The organism is Rothia sp. CCM 9417 (assembly GCF_048513575.1).
In the GTDB taxonomy this organism is placed as follows: domain Bacteria; phylum Actinomycetota; class Actinomycetes; order Actinomycetales; family Micrococcaceae; genus Rothia.
The window spans coordinates 398,729-417,069 of sequence record NZ_JBLXXT010000001.1; the positions used below are offsets into that span (position 1 = coordinate 398,729).

The following is an 18,341-nucleotide window of genomic DNA, read 5'->3' on the forward strand; positions in this document are numbered from 1 at the left end:
ACAATGGCCCGGAGGTTGAACACAAGCTCCGGGCCATTTCATTCTGTGTTTAGCGGTAGGAACCAAGGAGCACGGCGGCACCGCCGTCTACGCCCTTAGCGCCCTGCACATAGTCGGGGTTATCCCTGTGCTGGCCGGTGTCGGCCTCAACGGTGCCCAGCACCCAGCTAGGCAGACCCCGCTGGTTGAGTCGGGCAAGAGCGGCATCAGCCACCGAGGGGTCAACCACGGCAATCATGCCCACACCCAGGTTGAGGGTGCGCTCAAGGTCCGCCCGGGGCACAGATCCTAGTTCCCCGATCAGGCGGAAGATAGCCGGAATCTCCCAGGTGGAGCGGTCTACCATACCCACGGTACCTACCGGCAGAACGCGTGCCAGGTTAGCGGCTAAGCCGCCACCGGTCACATGCGAGAAACCACGGATACCGGAACCGGTCTGGCCGTCCTCACCGTTGACGGGGAAAGCCTCAATCAGGTCCAGGCAGTCAGCAGTGTAAATGCGGGTAGGCTCCAGAAGTTCCTCACCCAGGGTACGGCCCAGCTCGGGGACCTGCCGCTGGTACTCCCAGCCCGCAAGAGAGAGCACCTTACGCACCAGTGAATAGCCGTTGGAGTGAATACCGGAAGACGCCATAGCAATCAGGACGTCGCCCTCGCGCACCCGGTCGGGGCCCAAGAGCTCATCGGCTTCAAGGATGCCGGTCGCAGCACCGGCAAGATCGTATTCGTCCTCAGCCAGCAAGCCGGGGTGCTCAGCGGTTTCACCACCTACCAGGGCGGTACCCGCCAAAGAACAGCCCTCAGCCACACCGCGCACAATATCGGCAATACGCTCGGGCACAACCTTGCCGGTTGCGATGTAGTCGGTCATAAAGAGCGGCCTGGCACCGGTTACCACGATGTCATCAACCACCATGCCCACCAGGTCATGCCCAATGGTGTGGTGGATATCGAGCTTCTGCGCAATAGCAACCTTGGTACCCACACCGTCGGTGGAGGTTGCCAGATAGGGCTTCTTATAGCCCTTGAGCACCGAGAGATCGAACAGGCCAGCAAAGCCACCCACGCCGCCTACTACACCGGCACCGTGGGTTGCTTTAACAGCGTCTTTCATGAGTTCAACGGCGCGGTCACCCGCTTCAACATCAACCCCCGCCGAAGCGTAGGTAACTGCGTTCTGATTTTGGCTCATCAGCCTGCCTCTCGGTCGGTGCCGCACTCAGCGGCAGGGCGTGTGTCTTGGGGGAGTACCAAATCTTCAAGCTCAGCGTCGGGGCCGGGCTCGCAGCCTGGCCGTGCAGGTTGCGACTGCTGGGCCGGATCCTCAAATTTTTTTTCCAGTGAACGGGACCCGGCCCGAGTCTCAAGAGAAATAGCCTGGGCGTGGTCAGGCTTATGGGCTACTGGGCGTTCTACCGTCACCTCAGCAGCAGTTCCTGCTAGGGGGCCACCGGCGACCTTGTCCAGAATAGATTTACCGCGTCGGTCCTCATGCGGAAGCTCAATAGGATACTTACCGGTAAAGCAGGCAGTGCACAGGCGCTCGCGGGGCTGCTCGGTGGCTGCAACCATGCCATCTTCGGAGATATAACCCAGGGAATCAGCACTCAGCGACTGACGAATCTCATCAATGGTCAGCCCGTTAGCAATGAGTTCAGAGCGAGAAGCGAAATCAATACCGTAGAAGCAGGGCCACTTGACCGGAGGCGAAGAAATTCGAATGTGAACCTCCTTGGCTCCTGCCTCACGTAGCATCCGTACCAGGGCGCGCTGGGTATTGCCACGAACAATCGAGTCATCAATAACAACCAGGCGCTTACCCTCAACCACCGAACGCAGAGGGTTCAGCTTAAGGCGGATACCCAGCTGCCGGATAGTTTGAGAGGGCTGAATAAAGGTACGGCCAACGTAGGCATTTTTGACCAGGCCGTTACCGAAAGGAATACCAGACTCCTGGGCATAGCCAATAGCCGCAGGGGTACCGGACTCCGGTGTGGGCATGACCAGGTCAGCTTCAACCTTGTGTTCACGGGCAAGTTGGCGGCCCATTTCCACCCGGGATTCGTAGACGCTTCGACCGGCAATCGTAGTATCGGGGCGGGCCAGATAGACATACTCAAAGACGCAACCGGCGGCTTGAGCTGAAGCAAACCGCTGGGAACGTAAACCGTCCTCGTCAATGGTGATGAACTCACCGGGTTCGACTTCTCGCACCAGGGAGGCGCCCACAATGTCGAGGGCGGCAGTTTCAGAGGCAATGACCCAGCCTCGATCCAACCTACCCAAGACCAGAGGACGGACCCCCTGCGGGTCACGCGCGGCATATAGGGCCTGTTCGTCCATGAAAACCAGGCAGAAGGCCCCCGACAGGGTGGGCAGTAAGTCCAGTGCCGCTTCTTCTAAGCTCTCGAAGCTGTGTTCTTTCAGGAGCGCCGTAACAAGCGCAGTATCGGTGGTGTTACCCTGGGCCAGTTCACCACGTTCGGGGCGCTTACCCCCATTTTTTGCCAGGAGTCGGTCGTAGAGATCAGCCGAATTTACCAGGTTACCGTTGTGGGCCAGGGCCAGGGTCCCGTGCGGGGTATCCCCTAGAGTGGGCTGGGCGTTCTGCCAGATATTGCCACCGGTAGTGGAGTAACGGCAGTGCCCGATGGATAGATGCCCCTGCATAGCATTGAGGGTGGTCTCATCGAATACCTGGGATACCAGACCAATATCTTTATACACGCTGAGGTGCTTGCCGTCGCTGGTTGCGATACCGGCAGATTCCTGGCCTCGGTGTTGGAGGGCATATAGGCCGTAGTAGGTAAGTTTTGCGACATCTTCGCCGGGAGCCCATACACCAAAGACACCACATTCATCTTTGGGGCCGTGGTCTACAGGGTCCAGGTCGAAGGAGAGCTTTCCGTCAGGACGAGCCAAGGTGGATTTTCCATCTCTTCTGTGGTGGTTATCTCGCCTTCACGCCTGGGATAAACGTGAGCGAGCGAACATTCCTAGTGTACCTGTCTGCGACCTAGGTGATAACAGGTATCTACATCTATGAAGAGAGTGTCGCCAAGAAACCCTTAGTCTTTGGTACTGATAGCTTTGTAGGTGGTGGTATGCCGGATTGAACGACGCTCCAGCAAGAGAGCCAGGCCGATGGCTGCTGCGGTACAGAGGGTGCCAAAGATAACGGCCATGACCCCAAAGACCGCTGCAAAGGTGTAGCTAGGGTTCTCCGGGCCCAGCGCGGTAACCACAAAAGCAACAACCAGGCCAATGAGCAGACCGGTAATAGCGAACGCAGGCAAGGAGGGAGCTCTACGCACAGTAAGCTGGGCGCGCTCAGGTGCTGTGGCCGGTGAGAAGTGCTGGCCGGGGGCGGCCTGCTTATCCTGCTCAGTAAGGGGAGCCTGCGGCTCGGTGGGCTGACGGAATTTAGATAGAAGACTCATAGACACCAACGATACCAAGGTTTATCTTTCCGGGAGCGCGGCTAGAAGATGGGCAGGCGCTCGCTGAGGTCTGATCGTAAACCCGAAGCAGAAATTTTAGAAAGAACCTGCTCCCAGCGGACCAGCCCCAGAGCAAGGCAACACCAGGTGTGGGCATCTGTTTCGACCACGTTGGGTGGAGTGCCGCGGGTGTGCCGTGGCCCGGCAATGCACTGGGTAACCCCGTAGGGGGGAACGCGTACCTCAACCGAATTTCCCGGTGCCAGGGTGGCCAGTTCCTCTAGGGAATAGCGGACAGCGGTGGCCCGCACCGACCGGGGTAGGGCGGCAAAGGCCTGAGTTCTTTCACCGTCGCTTGTGCCTGTGGTGAGCGCTAACCGTACCTGGGCCAGGGCGGCGGCACCGTTTTGCTCCGATATTTTGCGGCGGATAGCCACTAGAGCAGTCCCTCAAAAGCCCTGCCCGGTTCGATGGCTCCCACGGCAGCGCCACCACCGGTAATGGGGAAAGTTGTTGCGGCCACAGCCCGGTCCGCAAGTTCCCGGTCGATATAGCCTGCCGCTTGGAGGGCCCGGACAGCGGCCAGGGGAGCGGCACGGTTGGAACCGTCCAAGATTTTCAGAGCAACAGAGGCCCCGGACCGCAGTCCAATAGCCAGTACGCCTTCGGCACCGCGCTTGACCACGGCATCGAGCGCCTGACTCAAAAGGGTATCGGAGCTGTTATGGCCGTGGACGTACTCGGGGTAGTCCACCATTGCGGTGGCAACGGTGGCGGCGCGGGCATCGGCCTTAATGTTCTCCACCGCTGAACCCAGAGCGCTGTAGGCGCGTGCTAGGCCAGTGAGAGAAGTTGCACCGAGCGGGGCACCGCACCCGTCCACGGTAATGTGCTGGGGTTCCTCGCCGGTGAACTGCTCAATGGTGCGCATTACCAGCTCTTGGAGGGGGTGATCGGGGGAGAGATAGTCTTCGGTAGGCCAGCCCGACTTGACACAGCCCCACAGGAAGGCGGCGTGTTTACCGGAACAGTTAAAGGCCAGGCGCTGTTTGCCGTGACCCGCTTTCAGGAGGGCCTGGTAGCTGGGCTCATCGGTGGGCCAGGCCTGCGGGCAGAGCAGGTCATCTGCGCTCAGGCCGGCCTCGGCCAAGATGCCCTGGGCGACCGTCATGTGCTCAAAGGAGCCGGTGTGGGAGCCTGAAGCTAGGGCAATCTGTGCGCCCTGAAGCTCAGCGCCGGCGTTCATTGAGGCAATAGCCTGAAAGGGTTTGAGGGCAGACCGCGCGTAGATGAGCTCCTCCGGTGCCCCCAAGGCCAGGGCTGTATCACCGCTGGGGGAGAGCACCACCAGGGAGCCCACATGCCTGGACTCTATAAAGTTGCCTCGGGTAATGACTGCGAGTTCTGCTGCGCTACCGGCCTGAAAAGTGTGCATGGTTCAAGTGTAGCGGGCAGTCCTAGCGAGCGGTGAGGCCAGGATATGAAAAAACCCGCTCAATATGTGGTAGGAAAGCCCTGAAAGGTATATAAAAACGTGACCTAGCCGGTAGCCTAAAAGAATGAAGGTTTTGGTCTTGGGCCCTGGCGGTCGCGAACACGCAATTATCCGAGCTCTCCTACGAGATTCTGCTGTCACTGAGATTCACTCAGCCCCCGGTAACGCCGGGATTGCAGCCGATGTCCCCGTTCACGCAATTGATGCTAATGATCCCCGGGCAGCTGTCGCACTTGCGACCGATCTGGCCGTTGATTTAGTGGTTATTGGTCCCGAAGCGCCCCTGGTCGCCGGTGTCTCCGATGCTCTGCGCGAGCAGGGCTTCCCCGTTTTTGGCCCCTCCAAAGCTGCTGCTCTGCTTGAAGGCTCTAAAGCTTTCGCTAAAGAAGTCATGGCAAGTGCCGGTGTGCCGACCGCTATGGCTCACATTGCAACTAACCGGGCAGAAGCCGAATCAGCGCTGACCTCTTTTGGTGCCCCCTACGTTGTGAAAGATGACGGCCTGGCCGCAGGTAAGGGCGTTGTGGTCACCGATGACTACGATACTGCGCTGGCTCATGCCGAATCCTGCTTTGCCGCCGGAGGTGGCGTAGTCATTGAAGAGTTCCTGGACGGCCCCGAAGTCTCCCTGTTTGTCATTTCAGATGGTGTTACCTGCCTGCCCCTGTCCCCAGCCCAAGATTTCAAGCGAATCTTTGACGGCGACCGTGGCCCCAACACCGGTGGCATGGGTGCCTACACCCCACTGCCCTGGCTCCCCGAAGGCTTTGTTGAAGATGTTATTGAACGGGTCGCCCAGCCCACCGTCGATGAGATGGCCCGTCGCGGAACCCCCTTTGTGGGCCTACTCTACTGCGGTCTAGCCGCTACCAGCCGCGGTATCAGGGTCATTGAGTTTAACGCCCGCTTTGGCGACCCCGAAACCCAGGTCGTTCTAGCCCGTCTGCGCACCCCGCTCGGTGCTCTACTTCTTGCCGCCGCTAAGGGTGAGCTACCCGCTGACCTCGCGCTTGACTGGGACCCCCGGAGCGCCGTGGACGTTGTTATTGCCTCCCAGAACTACCCCGATACCCCGCGCAAGGGTGACCCCATTAGCGGCCTTGCAAGGGCCGCCGCCCTGGAGAACGTGCACATAGACCACGCGGGCACAGCCAGCGTGAACGGCGAGACCGTGACTGCCGGTGGCCGCGTCTTAGCCGTGGTTGCCCTGGGCGAAACCCTTGATCAAGCACGCCAGGCCGCCTACGCTGGGGTCCAAGAGATTTCGTGGGAAGGCGCTCAATACCGTACCGATATTGCCCTGGCCGCTGTCAAAAACCGGATCACCATTCCCACCCCCTAAACTGCTGCGAGTGACTGCCCACCGTACCCACCGGCGGGCAGTCACTCCTTTATAGCTTCATTTACCCCACATGCACACCCACAGGAGAACGCGATGAACCATACCCCTCTTGATATTCCAGGCTGGAAGCACGTTTACTCTGGCAAGGTACGCGACCTATATATCCCCGCCGAAGATACCCAGGATGTCACAGGTATCAACCTTAAAGACGATGCTGAATTACGTGCCGGTGCCGTGATGGTGGTTGCCTCCGACCGCATCAGCGCTTTTGACCAGGTACTGCCTACCGAGATCCCTGACAAGGGGAAGATTCTCACCCAGATATCCCTCTGGTGGTTTGACCAGCTTAAGGGGGTACCCAACCACGTGCTTTCCACCGATGTCCCCGAGATTGTTGCTGGTCGCGCTATGATCTGTAAGTCACTGAACATGTTCCCGGTAGAGTGCATCGTGCGTGGATACCTGACCGGCTCCGGGCTGGCCTCCTACCAGAAGACCGGCAAGGTCAATGAGTACGAGCTACCTAGCGGACTGGTCGATGGCTCCCGTCTCGAACCGGCCCTGTTTACCCCCACCGGCAAAGCCGAAGTAGGGGAGCACGATGAACCCATCACCCGCCAGGAACTCGATCAAGAGGTGGGGGAGGCTATCGCTGACCGCCTGCAGGAGCTGACCCTCTACGTCTACGAAACCGCCGAGAAAATTGCCCGTGAACGGGGCATCATTCTGGCCGATACCAAGATTGAATTTGGCACAGACTCCTACCGGGGCGAAATTACCCTGGGTGATGAGGTCCTGACCCCCGACTCATCGAGGTTTTGGGATGCCACAGACTACGAGCCCGGCCGCCCACAGGCATCTTTCGACAAACAGTATGTGCGCGACTGGCTCAAGAGCGAAGAATCCGGCTGGGATGGCCTTGGCCCCGTGCCGGAGCTACCCGCCGATGTTGTGGAAAAGACCCGTGCCCGCTACATTGAAGCCTTCGAACGGCTGACCGGGCAGGAGTTTGTAGCCTAGCGGCTCGGCTTACAGGGGGAGGGAGTGCTCTAGGCTCCCTCCCCTTTGCTATGACATAGGTGTTGCGGGCTTAGGCCAGGTCACGGACCTTGCGATGATAGTCGGCGTGGGTAGCGCCAATCTCGGAGAGCGCATAGAACCAGCGGATATGTTCTGTCACGTGCATTTGTGCAGCTTGGGCATTACCTGCTGCTACGGCCTTGTAGATGGCCCGGTGCTGTTCTTGGAGCCTGGATTTGGTGCTAGCCCAGTCCTCCAGGTAGGGCACGGCCTCCTGCACGTAGCTGACGGTGGCCAGATGAAGTGAGTCGATAACGGTATCCATAACGATGTTGCTCCCCAGCGAGGAAATCTCGTAGTGGAAACGCGTATCGCAGAAGTGGAAACGCTCATCGGAGATGTCGTCTCTATCCATCTCTTCGAGGTAGCGGCGGGCTGTTGCTAAAGACTCGGCGTGCTCGGGCAGGTGGGCCTGGGTGGCGGCTTTAGCCGCCGCCTCACCTTCGAGCAGAACACGGGTGCTAACAATATCTGCCACCGGTAGGGTGCGGGTGGCGATATGCATGCGTAGAGCCCAGCCCAGCGCGTCGGAAGGCTGAGAAACGACGACAGCACCGGATTTAGGGCCTGAGCCAACACCGGAACGGATTAGACCCACAGCGCTGAGAATACGCAGGGCTTCACGGACTGAGGCGCGGGAGATGCCGTACTCTTCGGCCAAGCTCCGTTCACCGGGGAGCCGGTCACCTAGGCGGAGCTGGCCGTGGCGTAGCCGGTTTTCAATGGATTCAAGCAGAGCAGTGTAAGTGGGTTCTTTGTCTTTCACGCGCTGACTTTCGGTTTGGGAAGGGCCTGGGGTAAGGGAAAGGGCGGGCAGTACAGGCTCTTGATGCCGGTACTGCTCCGCCCTTATGGGGTTACTGAGTGCTACCTCAGCGGTGGGCTACTAAAACTTAGTGGCCACCGGTGATGTAAGGCTCAACAAGAACCCCGCTGAGAACGGTTGCCTGCAGGAAGACCAGAAGGCAAACCGCCAGGAGCAAGATGAGAGACCAGCCAAGAACTGCCTTGAAGATTTCGGACTCCCGGCCTTCCATATCAACCGAGGTAGCGGCGATAGCAAGGGACTGGGGCGAAATCATCTTACCGACAACACCGCCGGTGGTGTTAGCAGCCAGCATGAGCTCGGGGTGAGCACCGGTCATACCGTTAGCCTGCAGATGTTCAGCCGCGGTGACCTGGAGCTTGGAGAAGAGGGCGTTAGCTGAGGTATCTGAACCGGTTACAGCGGTGCCGACCCAGCCCAGCATGGGAGCCAGGAAGGCGTAGGCAACACCCAGTGAGGCAACGTACTGACCGATAGCGACGGTCTGGCCGGAGTAGTTCATGACATAGGCCAGAGCCAGAACCAAGGCGATGGTCACTGCTGACCAGCGCATCTTGTAGGCAACAGCACCGATTTCCTTGAAAGCATCACCCAGGGAGATCTTGTACTTGCCGTTTTCGTTGAAAATGGAGTAGAGAACCGCAACGATGATGCCCGAGATCAGCAGGTAGGTACCGGGGTTGCTCAACCAGGGCCAGGCGTAAACGGTCTTGACGGGCTCGCCTGAGGCGGTGAGCAGACGGTCTTTGAGCAGGGGCATATCGAAAGTGATCGCGGTGCTCTTGAGCCACTTGGCAACATCATCGATCAGGTTGGCCAGACCAAAGATGATCACAACAACCAGGTAGGGCATAAGCGCCATCCAGATACGACGACCGGGCAGGTGCTCAGCTTCGATGGGACCGGTGATACCGTAGCGCTCCCGGACGCCCTCAACACCGCGGGGCTTGACGAAGCGTAGGAAGACAACAGCCGCAGCGATGGAGACGATGCAGGCGATAACATCGGTTAGCTGGTAGACGAAGTAGGTTGCGGCCCACCACTGAGCGATAGCGAAGGAAGCGCCGATAACCGCTGCGTGCATCCAGGCATCCTTGAGACCCTGAACGCCGTCCAGGATCCAGAGCAGGATGAAGGGGACGAAGAAAGCGATGAAGGGAGCCTGGTGGCCAACGATTGCTGCGATATCGGCTGCTGACTTACCGCCAACATCACCTGCGGTGGTAATCGGGATAGCGACAGCACCGAAGGCAACGGGTGCGGTGTTAGCAATCAGAACGGTGGTAGCTGCCTTGAGGGGCTTGACACCCAGGGCCAGAATCATGGTTGCGGTAATTGCAACGGGGGCACCGAAGCCAGCCAGAGCTTCGAGTAGGCCGCCGAAGCAGAAAGCAATCAGGATGGCCTGGATACGTAGGTCGCCGCCGCCGATCAGGTCGAAGGTACGGCGCAGGTCTTCAAAGCGGCCTGAGAGCACGGTGATCTGGTAGAACCAGATAGCCATGAGAATAACCCAGACAATGGGGAAGATGCCGTAGATACCGCCACGGAAAGCGGACATGCCGGCCAAATCCCAGGGCATACCGAAGCCGAAGACGGCAACGAGGATAGCAACGAGAAGTGAGACCAAGCCTGAGACGTGGGCACGAGCCTTGACGCCTAGGAGCATGATAAAGAATGCAAGTAGCGGCAGGGCTGAGACCAGGGCGCTCAGCGCGAGGCTACCACCGACTGCGTCGGTTACAGCGGTATAGGTATTTTCCACTGCGTCCTCCTTATGTGATGTGTGGTGAGTGCTCCTGCCCTAAGCTGCGGGGAGAAGCCAAAAAAATTTGTGGTCTAACCGCATGTGGTCAGACCATTGTTTTCGGGCTCTACGATACATGAGACTTCTCACGCTCACCAACTTTTGAGGGAATAAATTTTTGTCACCTTCCGTTCCTGTGGCTTTCTACTCCCTTGGCCGCCTCCAGGCTTCTTGCTTTGTTGTTTCAGGTGAGATTGTGTGTTCTATGGGGGGTGGGTAGCCTCCTTGCCTCCGCCCCTGACTTCTGCCAGGGGAGGGCAGGACAAGGTTATCTTATTTTGCACAAGAAAATATGACCTATTTAAAGTATTAAAATCTCTTATTTATCGTGTTAAATGAAGGATAAAGAAGCCAATCGAACGGGCATCTGCCTGTCTAGCCTTTCCCATCACGAAGTCCGTGTTTTTCACCTGCCCGTGTTAGGCCTCAGGCAGGCTCACTGCCACACTGAAGAAGAGAGAAATTAAGATGCGTGTCGCACTGTTTTCAACGTGCATCGTCGACGCAATGTACCCCAGGGTGGCTCAGGCTACTGTAGACATTCTGGAAGGTCTCGGTCACGAGGTTGTTTTTCCGCAGGGTCAGACCTGCTGTTCCCAGATGCATGTCAACTCGGGCTACTTTGACGATGCTTATCCCATCGTCAAGAACCACGTAAAGTCCTTTGAAGAATGGGATTTTGATGCGATTGTAGCGCCCTCTGGCTCCTGCGTTGCCTCTCTGGGGCACCAGCAACCCATGATTGCTGAGCGTGCAGGCGATACCGCCACCGCTCAGGCCGCTACTTCATTGGCCGCTCGTTCCTTTGAGCTCTCCCAATTCCTGATTGATGTCTGCGGTATTACCAATGCTGCCGAGCAGCTGGGCTCCTACTTCCCCGAGAAAGTCACCTACCACTCATCCTGCCACGGCATGCGTCTGCTGGGTCTGGGCACCCGCCAAGAAGACCTCATCCGCACCGTTGCAGGCTTGGAGTACACCCAGATTGAAGGCCTGGATCAGTGCTGTGGCTTCGGTGGCACCTTCTCCTTTAAGAATGCTGACACCTCCGGCGCAATGGTTGCCGACAAGGTCGAAAACATTGAAAAGACCGGTGCTTCAGTTTGCACCGGTGGCGACGCCTCCTGCTTGATGAACATTGGCGGCGCCCTCTCCCGCAAGGACTCAGCTGTGCGCACCGTACACTACGCCGAGATCCTAGCATCCACCAAGGACAACCCGCTCAAGGTCGATGGCCCCGTTGCTGTCACCGCAGGAGGTAAATAAACCATGTCAAGCACCGCACTCGGTATGCCCAAAGTCCGTCACGGCGTGGGCAATATCTTCGAATTTGAGCCCTTCCCCGAATACGCAGAACGTGAGCTTCAGAACGAGCAGCTGCGCTCCAACCTGGGTTTTGCCACCCATAAGATTCGCAACAAGCGTGCCGCTGTTATCTCGGAGCTATCAGACTGGCAGGACCTACGCACCGCCGGTTCCATGATCAAGCAGAAGGTCATGGCCAACCTAGACACCTACCTGGAAGAATTTGAGCGTAACTTTACCGCCAAGGGCGGTCATGTCCACTGGGCACGCGATGCCCATGAGGCCAACGAGATTGCCCTCAAACTGATCCAGGCTGAAGGCGTCACCGAGGTCAACAAGATCAAGTCCATGGCGACCGCAGAAACCGGCCTCAACGAGTTCCTCGAAGAGCACGGTATCTCAGCCATCGAGACCGACCTGGCAGAAGAAATCGTCCAGCTGGGCGATAACGACCGCCCCTCACACATTCTGGTACCCGCCATTCACCGCAACCGTACCGAAATCCGTGACATCTTCCTCAAGAAGATTGAGGGCGTCAACCCCGACCTGAGCAACGACCCTGCTGAACTGGCCGAGGCCTCACGCTTCCGTCTGCGCGAAAAGTTCCTGACCAATAAGGTCGCTATCTCCGGTGTAAACTTTGGTATCGCCGATACCGGCACCATGACCATCGTGGAGTCCGAAGGTAACGGCCGTATGTGCCTGACCCTGCCCGAAACCCTGATTACTTTCATGGGTATCGAGAAGATTCTGCCCACCGTTCAGGACTACGAGGTCTTCCTCCAGCTCCTGCCCCGCTCTTCTACCGGTGAGCGCATGAACCCCTATACCTCCATGTGGACCGGTGTCACACCGGGTGACGGCCCCCAGAACCTGCACGTTATCCTTATGGACAACGGCCGTACCGCAGCGCTGGCTGACCAGGTAGGCCGCCAGGCTCTGCACTGCATCCGCTGTTCAGCCTGTATGAACGTCTGCCCCGTCTACGAACGGGCAGGTGGCCACGCCTACGGGTCCACCTACCCCGGTCCCATTGGTGCTATCCTTTCACCCCAGCTGGGCGGCATTGAGAACGAACATAACGCGACCCTGCCTTTCGCCTCATCGCTGTGCGGTGCCTGCTATGACGCTTGCCCCGTCAAAATCAACATCCCCGAAGTGCTGGTTCACCTGCGCGGTAAGGCTGTGGACGCCGAAAAGGCTCAGGGCGAATTTGCCGGTGGCAAGAAAGACCGCCACCTGCAGATGGATGCCATGATGTTTGGCGCTAAGAAGCTCTTCTCCTCGGGCAAGATGATGGCACTGGCAACCAAGGGTCTGCCTGCCTCCAAGCTGATTACCGGCAAGAATCACAAGATCACCAAGCTCCCCGGTATTGTGGGCGGCTGGACCGACTACCGTGACATTCCTGAACCCCCCAAGACCTCCTTCCGTAACCAGTGGAAGAAGGAACGCGGGCAGGCTCCCCAGCGTGTAGCTGGCGAGCGTGTTGATGTTCAGGCACTTATAGCCGCTAACCAGGCAAAGATCGCTGAGGCCCACGCTAACGCCGCGGCCGCTAACCCCATTGCCCCCAAGGAGGCTAACTAATGTCTGATGCAAAAGCAGAAATCCTGGGTCGCATCCGCGCCTCCCTATGGGACAGCCCTCAGCCCGCTGAACCTATCCGCAACTACCGCCGCGAGAGCGACAAAGGTATTGAGGAGATCACCGAGATTCTGATTGACCGCCTGGTTGATTACAAGGCCAATGTCTACCAGGAAACCGAGGAAACCATTGCCGAGCGTATCGCTGAGCTGCTGGGTAAGTCAGCTCGCTACGTGGTCCCCTCTGGCCTGAAGAGTCAGTGGCTGCCTGAAGACACCGCCGCCCGTTCCCGCATGGTGGATTCGGGCAACGCTAACAAGCCCGGTGCTCTGTCTGTGCGTGAACTCGACGCCGTTGACGCTGTGGTGACTTCATCCACCGTCTCCTGCGCGGAGACCGGCACTATTGCGCTCAACAGTACCGATCAGGAAGGCCGCCGCGCGATCTCGCTGGTGCCCGACCACCACATCTGTGTGGTTCCCCTGGATACTGTTGTGGAGCTGATTCCCGAGACCGTCTCCCGCCTGGATTTCTCCCGGCCTGTGACCTGGATTTCGGGGCCGTCAGCAACCAGCGATATTGAGCTGATTCGCGTGGAGGGCGTACACGGCCCCCGCACCCTGGATGTCATTATCCTCAAATAGGCCTTTTGGTTAGGCCCTGGGGGAGTAGCTACCACTGATGATCTGGTAGCTACTCCCCTTTCTCTTTAACGAGGGGCATAACGCCGGTTGCTGCCTGCACAGCAGCCGAACGCTCTTGCTTCTTGGCGCTCCGGAGTTCTCTTGAGTCCTTGGAGACTTCCGGAGTGGGGGTGGAGCTACCCTTAGCAACTGCTCCGATAGCGGATGCCCATAAGGGGAAGAGAAGAACTGTTAGGGCACCGCCGGTTACGAGCAGAGAAGCATTGTGCTCAGTGAGGAGGTTATGAGCTAGCGCTACCTCTGTGACCGCCACAATCATGGGCAGGCCAGCTGAGGCGTAGAGACCCAGTTGGAGCCGCTCCTGAGGAGTCTGCAAGCCTGAGCCGGTGTCTAAGAACCGTTCAGCTAGAACTACCGGTAGTCCGCGTACTAAGAGAATACCCAGGATTAAGGCTGCTAGGGTCAGGGGCTGTTCCCAGATAACTGAGACCGTGATTCCCATGCCGGAGCACACGAAGAAAAGGGGAATCAGGAAGGAAAAGCCCAGGGCCTCTAGACGTTTGGAGAATGGTTCGAAGGCTCCATCTGGGGTCAGCGAGCGTAAGATAACACCTGCGGCGAAGGCTCCTAGCACCACATCGAGATTAAAGACAGCAGCTACCATCATCAAGGTAGCCAGCAACAACATGGCTAGGCGGAGCATGGTTTGGCTAGTGGTGTTAGCCTCGGCGGCCATGGTTCTGCTTAAGCCAGGAATTTTTTCAAAAAGGCGATGAGGCAGAATTGCTGAGAACAGGGCAACAAGCATGAAGGCCACCAAAATCAGAGCAGCCAGCCAAGGAGAATGCGATGAAAGGAGCAAGGACATAGCAAAGATGGGCAGAACCTCACCGATAGCCCCGTGAACCATGACGCTTTCACCTACCGTAGTTCCCGTTTTGCCGTGGCTTTTCAGTAAGGGAAGGAGGGTGCCCAAGGCTGTGGAGCTCATGGCGATACCAATGACCGCATAGACCGACAGATCCCCTTTGAAACCGGTCAAAACCATGGCAAGAAGCGAGCCCAGAGTGAAGCTCACAGCCCATGCGCCCGCGGCAAATCCACCCTGTCGACCGCGTAGTGAGGCTGTGTTGACCTCATAACCGGCTAGCAGGAAGAGTAAACCCAGCCCTATGTCCTTGAGGAGGGAAACCCCTTCGTCACCGCTGGCAAGCCCTAAGACATGAGGGCCGATCAGGGTGCCAAATATGATGAGGAAAACAACGTCTGGAATCTTTTTGCGGACCAGGTTGCTGGCTAGAGGAGCCAGGAGTGCTACCAGCGAGATCCAAAAAATGGAGATATATTCGCTGGTTGTTGAGGAACCAGCGGCAAGAAGAGTTGTCGTTTCGCTCGCTCCAAAGGGCATAGAACGTCCTCTCATATGTCGTTTGTAAAAGACTAGTGACCAGCGACTACCCTACCGCCTTATGAGTCGGTGTTAGGCTATCTCTGAGTAAATGTGAGGGAGGACTATGCCAGACCATTCCGGAGCGGGCAGAATTATTGGTATTGATCTGGCGCGCTGTATCGCCCTGATTAGCATGTTTGTTGCCCACACTGCCCCGACGGGTGGCCCCGCTGGGCTACTTAACCTCAGTGAGTTCCTGACTGCGCCCCTATTCGCTCTGCTTCTGGGGGCCTCAGCTTTTTACTCATCCCAGCGCATGGGTTTCCCAAGTCTCTTTGCTAGCTCTGTTGTCCGTGCAATTGCCCTGATTGCTCTGGGGCTCTATATCGGTAGCTGGGGGGCTCAGGTGGATATTGTGCTCCAGTACCTGGGCTTGCTCAGCCTCATCATGGCACCCCTGGTCTTTTTGCCGGCTTGGGCTTTGGGTGCCCTGGCGGTGGCCTGCTGGTGGTGGGCGGCCCCGGCTCGCACCTACTTTGCCGCAGATGCCGCTCAGGCTACCCTCAACGGTAGCTACACCGCCTACCTCTACGACTGGGCCTTTACCGGCCACAGCTACCAGGTGCTCACCCTGCTGACCTATGCCTGCCTGGGCGCTATCTTGGCCGCTGGCCTGGAAAGCTGGGGAGCTGTGGGAGATGCCGCAGTTGCGGTTGCCGGAACCGGTCTGACAGGCCTGCTGTTCTGGTACTCCCGAACTGCCGTTCCAGAATTCCTGCCCTACACCTCCAGCCGCCTAGAAATTGGGTTTAGCCTCAGTGCCTGCCTCGCGGTGGTGGGCTGGTCTTGTCTGCTGGCCCGAGTATTCAGCCAAGGTGAAGGGTTTCTGGCTCCCCTGGTGGCGGCCGGTCGTATGACCCTTTCTCTCTATGTTCTTCAGATCGCGGTTCTGGCTGCCTATTCGGTCTATGCCGTGGGCTACGGGCTACCAGCCCGTGATGACTCCTGGCCCATGATGTTCGGCCTGATTGTTCTGGCTCTACTCTTCGCCTGGACTTGGCAACGGTTCTTGGGGCACACCTTCTTGAGACGTGGCCCCCTCGAAACAGCTCTGGCCTGGGTATCGGGTCGCGGCTAGCGGCCCATGAACCAGAAGCTACGGTTTGGGCCGTACGGGGTTAGCCTTGAGTGCTACTGAGTCGATGAGTAGTAGAGTAGGGTCCAAGGCACTATGAAGTAAGGAATCATCACCCCTATGCCACAGCTAACTCGCACGGCTCCCTGGAAACAGGATCCCACAAAAGAGCAGAAACCCCGACATACCTGGCTTAGGGTTCTGATCGCCCTGACCCTCGCCCTGGTCTGGTTGGGGGTTGCCGGAGTGGGTGGCCCCTACTTCGGTAAAATTTCTGAGGTCTCCACTAACTCACAAACTGACTTCCTGCCTGCCTCGGCTGAATCAACCCGGGTCGTTCAAGAACAGGGCGACTTCTTGGGAACCGACGCCATTCCCGCAATCCTGGTATTTGAGGCCCAAGGCCAGCTGACCGACGCTCAGCGCACCTACCTGGAAGGTCTTACCGACCGGCTGGCCCAGAACGACACTTTCACCGGTGAGGCTTCACCCGTTATCTACTCAGAGGATGGACAGGCTGCCGAAATCATTCTGCCTATCAGCACCGAGGGTAAAACCGGTGACACTGTAGAAGCAATCCGGGAAGATATCAGCCAGGTCCCCGATGGACTGACCGGCTATGTGACCGGACCGGCTGGCTTTACCGCGGATCTGACGGAAGCCTTTGGCGGCATTGACGGCCTGCTTCTGATAGTGGCTTTGGCTGTTGTCTTTATTATTTTGTTGGTGGTTTACCGCTCACCACTACTACCCATTTTGGTGCTGACATCATCGATGGTTGCGCTCTCGGGAGCTATCTTCGTGATTTGGCATATGGCTAATGCTGGTTGGGTCATGATTAACGGCCAGGTTCAGGGCATCTTGCTCATTCTTGTGGTGGGTGCGGCCACTGACTATTCCTTGCTCTATGTGGCCCGCTACCGTGAAGCCCTAACCCAGTACAGCTCCCGCTTCCAGGCCACTACCGTAGCCTGGAAAGGCTCCCTAGAACCAATCCTGGCTTCCGGTGGAACCGTGATCGCCGGTCTACTCTGTCTCTTACTTTCAGAACTTGCATCGAACAAGGCACTGGGCCCGGTGGCCGCAACCGGTATTGCGCTCTCTATGCTGGCGTCGCTGACCTTCCTGCCCGCCGTACTGGCTCTCTTTGGCCGTGTTGCCTTCTGGCCTGCCCGCCCCAAGTACGCAGGCCAGGTGCGCGAGGCCTCTACCGGTCTGTGGTCGCGCATCGCCTCCTTCGTAGCGGCTAAACCCCGTAAGGTTTGGTTGGCTACCGCACTTCTGCTGGCGGTCTTTGCGGGCTTCTCCACCACTTTCCAGGCAGAGGGCGTACGCCAGTCCGACCTGGTACTGGGTGCCTCCCAGGCTCGGGACGGCCAAAATGTGCTGGCTGAACACTTCCCAGGTGGCACTGGCTCCCCGGCCAACATTATCGTGCCCCTAGCGCAGAAAGATGCGGCTATTGCTGCTCTTGATCACCTTGAGGGCGTCAGCTCGGTTGCCGCTATTTCTGCTGATTCCCCGGCAGGAACCGTGCCGGTAGGGGCTTCTGCTGAGAGTCTGCCCCCCATCTTTGCTGCTGCCAGCCCCACCGAGGTAAACGGCCGCGTGATGCTCCAAGCAACCCTTGCTGATCCGGCTGATTCCACGCAGGCAGAAGCAACCATTCTGGAGATTCGTCAAGCCTTTGAGAGCCAGGCTCCTGAGGCCCTAGTGGGCGGTGCTAGCGCATCGGATCTGGATACTATCACCAGTGCCCAGCATGACCGGGCGCTGATTATCCCGGTGGTGCTGGCAGTTATTTCGCTGATTCTAATGCTGCTCCTGCGCTCGATTCTAGCTCCGCTCATTCTGGTGGCCGCCACGGTACTGTCCTACCTGACTGCGCTGGGCGTCTCAGCCCTGGTCTTTAACCATATTTTCAAGTTCCCCGGCGCAGACCCCACCGTGCCTCTCTTCGGGTTCGTATTCCTGGTGGCTCTGGGCATTGATTACACCATCTTCCTGATGACACGGGTACGCGAAGAAACCCTGCTCACAGATACCAGGCAAGGCTTGCGCACCGCCCTGGTTGCAACCGGCGGGGTGATTACCTCAGCGGGTATCGTACTGGCTGCGACCTTTGCTGCCCTGGGCGTTATCCCGCTCATCTTCCTGGCTCAGCTGGCCTTTATCGTTGCCTTTGGTGTGCTTTTGGACGCTACCGTTGTGCGGGCTCTGCTGATACCGGCCCTGGTAGAGGACTTCGGTAAGAAAATCTGGTGGCCCTCTAAACTCTCAGGCTAGGAAG

At 58.1% G+C, this 18,341-nt stretch carries 15 protein-coding genes; 7 read left to right on the forward strand and 8 right to left on the reverse strand.

The annotated features are described in order from the left end of the window. Positions 1-49: 49 nt before the first annotated feature. The 5 genes from purM to ACN082_RS01825 all read right to left on the reverse strand — a co-directional run bounded on the left by purM (position 50) and on the right by ACN082_RS01825 (position 4,875). Positions 50-1,192 carry a phosphoribosylformylglycinamidine cyclo-ligase gene (purM, locus tag ACN082_RS01805; RefSeq protein WP_419099138.1) on the reverse strand — a complete coding sequence of 381 codons (1,143 nt, stop codon included), beginning with the start codon at positions 1,190-1,192 and terminating at the stop codon, positions 50-52. Further along, on the reverse strand, positions 1,192-2,922 hold the full coding sequence (purF, locus tag ACN082_RS01810) for an amidophosphoribosyltransferase (RefSeq protein WP_419099139.1): 1,731 nt from the start codon (positions 2,920-2,922) through the stop codon (positions 1,192-1,194). The genes purM and purF overlap by 1 nt, the downstream gene beginning before the upstream one ends. A gap of 146 nt (positions 2,923-3,068) precedes the next feature. Then, complete coding sequence (locus ACN082_RS01815) at positions 3,069-3,440, reverse strand: hypothetical protein (protein WP_419099140.1); 372 nt, start codon at positions 3,438-3,440, stop codon at positions 3,069-3,071. 41 nt (positions 3,441-3,481) lie between these two features. Then, a complete protein-coding gene (locus ACN082_RS01820) occupies positions 3,482-3,877 on the reverse strand; it encodes a sterol carrier family protein (protein WP_419099141.1) in 396 nt (131 codons plus the stop codon). After that, positions 3,877-4,875: an asparaginase gene (locus tag ACN082_RS01825; protein ID WP_419099142.1), complete on the reverse strand. Its 999-nt coding sequence runs from the start codon at positions 4,873-4,875 to the stop codon at positions 3,877-3,879. The genes ACN082_RS01820 and ACN082_RS01825 overlap by 1 nt, the downstream gene beginning before the upstream one ends. Before the next feature lie 124 nt (positions 4,876-4,999). Here ACN082_RS01825 and purD point away from each other — a divergent pair, with 124 nt between their 5' ends. Beyond that, positions 5,000-6,277 carry a phosphoribosylamine--glycine ligase gene (gene purD / locus ACN082_RS01830; RefSeq protein WP_419099143.1) on the forward strand — a complete coding sequence of 426 codons (1,278 nt, stop codon included), beginning with the start codon at positions 5,000-5,002 and terminating at the stop codon, positions 6,275-6,277. Positions 6,278-6,370: 93 nt separating this feature from the next. After that, positions 6,371-7,297, forward strand: coding sequence for a phosphoribosylaminoimidazolesuccinocarboxamide synthase (locus tag ACN082_RS01835; protein ID WP_419099144.1), 927 nt, complete (start codon positions 6,371-6,373; stop codon positions 7,295-7,297). Positions 7,298-7,367: 70 nt separating this feature from the next. Here the strand turns inward: ACN082_RS01835 and ACN082_RS01840 are convergent, their stop codons facing one another. Both ACN082_RS01840 and ACN082_RS01845 read right to left on the reverse strand, forming a co-directional pair. Then, positions 7,368-8,123, reverse strand: coding sequence for a FadR/GntR family transcriptional regulator (locus tag ACN082_RS01840; protein ID WP_419099145.1), 756 nt, complete (start codon positions 8,121-8,123; stop codon positions 7,368-7,370). A 127-nt stretch (positions 8,124-8,250) separates the two neighbouring features. Continuing rightward, positions 8,251-9,948: an L-lactate permease gene (locus ACN082_RS01845; RefSeq protein ID WP_419099146.1), complete on the reverse strand. Its 1,698-nt coding sequence runs from the start codon at positions 9,946-9,948 to the stop codon at positions 8,251-8,253. 510 nt (positions 9,949-10,458) lie between these two features. Between ACN082_RS01845 and ACN082_RS01850 the strand changes: the two genes are divergently transcribed. The 3 genes from ACN082_RS01850 to ACN082_RS01860 are packed head-to-tail and all read left to right on the forward strand — an operon-like array spanning position 10,459 to position 13,526. Further along, positions 10,459-11,256 carry a (Fe-S)-binding protein gene (locus ACN082_RS01850; protein ID WP_419099147.1) on the forward strand — a complete coding sequence of 266 codons (798 nt, stop codon included), beginning with the start codon at positions 10,459-10,461 and terminating at the stop codon, positions 11,254-11,256. A 3-nt stretch (positions 11,257-11,259) separates the two neighbouring features. Then, positions 11,260-12,885, forward strand: coding sequence for a LutB/LldF family L-lactate oxidation iron-sulfur protein (locus tag ACN082_RS01855; protein ID WP_419099148.1), 1,626 nt, complete (start codon positions 11,260-11,262; stop codon positions 12,883-12,885). Then, positions 12,885-13,526, forward strand: a complete 642-nt coding sequence (locus ACN082_RS01860; RefSeq protein ID WP_419099149.1) for a LutC/YkgG family protein — start codon at positions 12,885-12,887, stop codon at positions 13,524-13,526. The genes ACN082_RS01855 and ACN082_RS01860 overlap by 1 nt, the downstream gene beginning before the upstream one ends. A gap of 49 nt (positions 13,527-13,575) precedes the next feature. On the opposite strand, the gene ACN082_RS01865 is transcribed toward ACN082_RS01860, so the two are convergent. Next, the gene (locus tag ACN082_RS01865) at positions 13,576-14,934 is read right to left on the reverse strand and encodes a cation:proton antiporter (protein ID WP_419099150.1); all 1,359 of its coding nucleotides are present in this window, start codon (positions 14,932-14,934) and stop codon (positions 13,576-13,578) included. Positions 14,935-15,040: 106 nt separating this feature from the next. On the opposite strand from ACN082_RS01865, the gene ACN082_RS01870 reads away from it, so the two are divergent. Together ACN082_RS01870 and ACN082_RS01875 are read left to right on the forward strand one after the other, a co-directional pair. Next, the gene (locus tag ACN082_RS01870) at positions 15,041-16,054 is read left to right on the forward strand and encodes a hypothetical protein (RefSeq protein WP_419099151.1); all 1,014 of its coding nucleotides are present in this window, start codon (positions 15,041-15,043) and stop codon (positions 16,052-16,054) included. 117 nt (positions 16,055-16,171) lie between these two features. Continuing rightward, on the forward strand, positions 16,172-18,337 hold the full coding sequence (locus tag ACN082_RS01875) for an MMPL family transporter (RefSeq protein ID WP_419099152.1): 2,166 nt from the start codon (positions 16,172-16,174) through the stop codon (positions 18,335-18,337). Positions 18,338-18,341 lie beyond the last annotated feature (4 nt).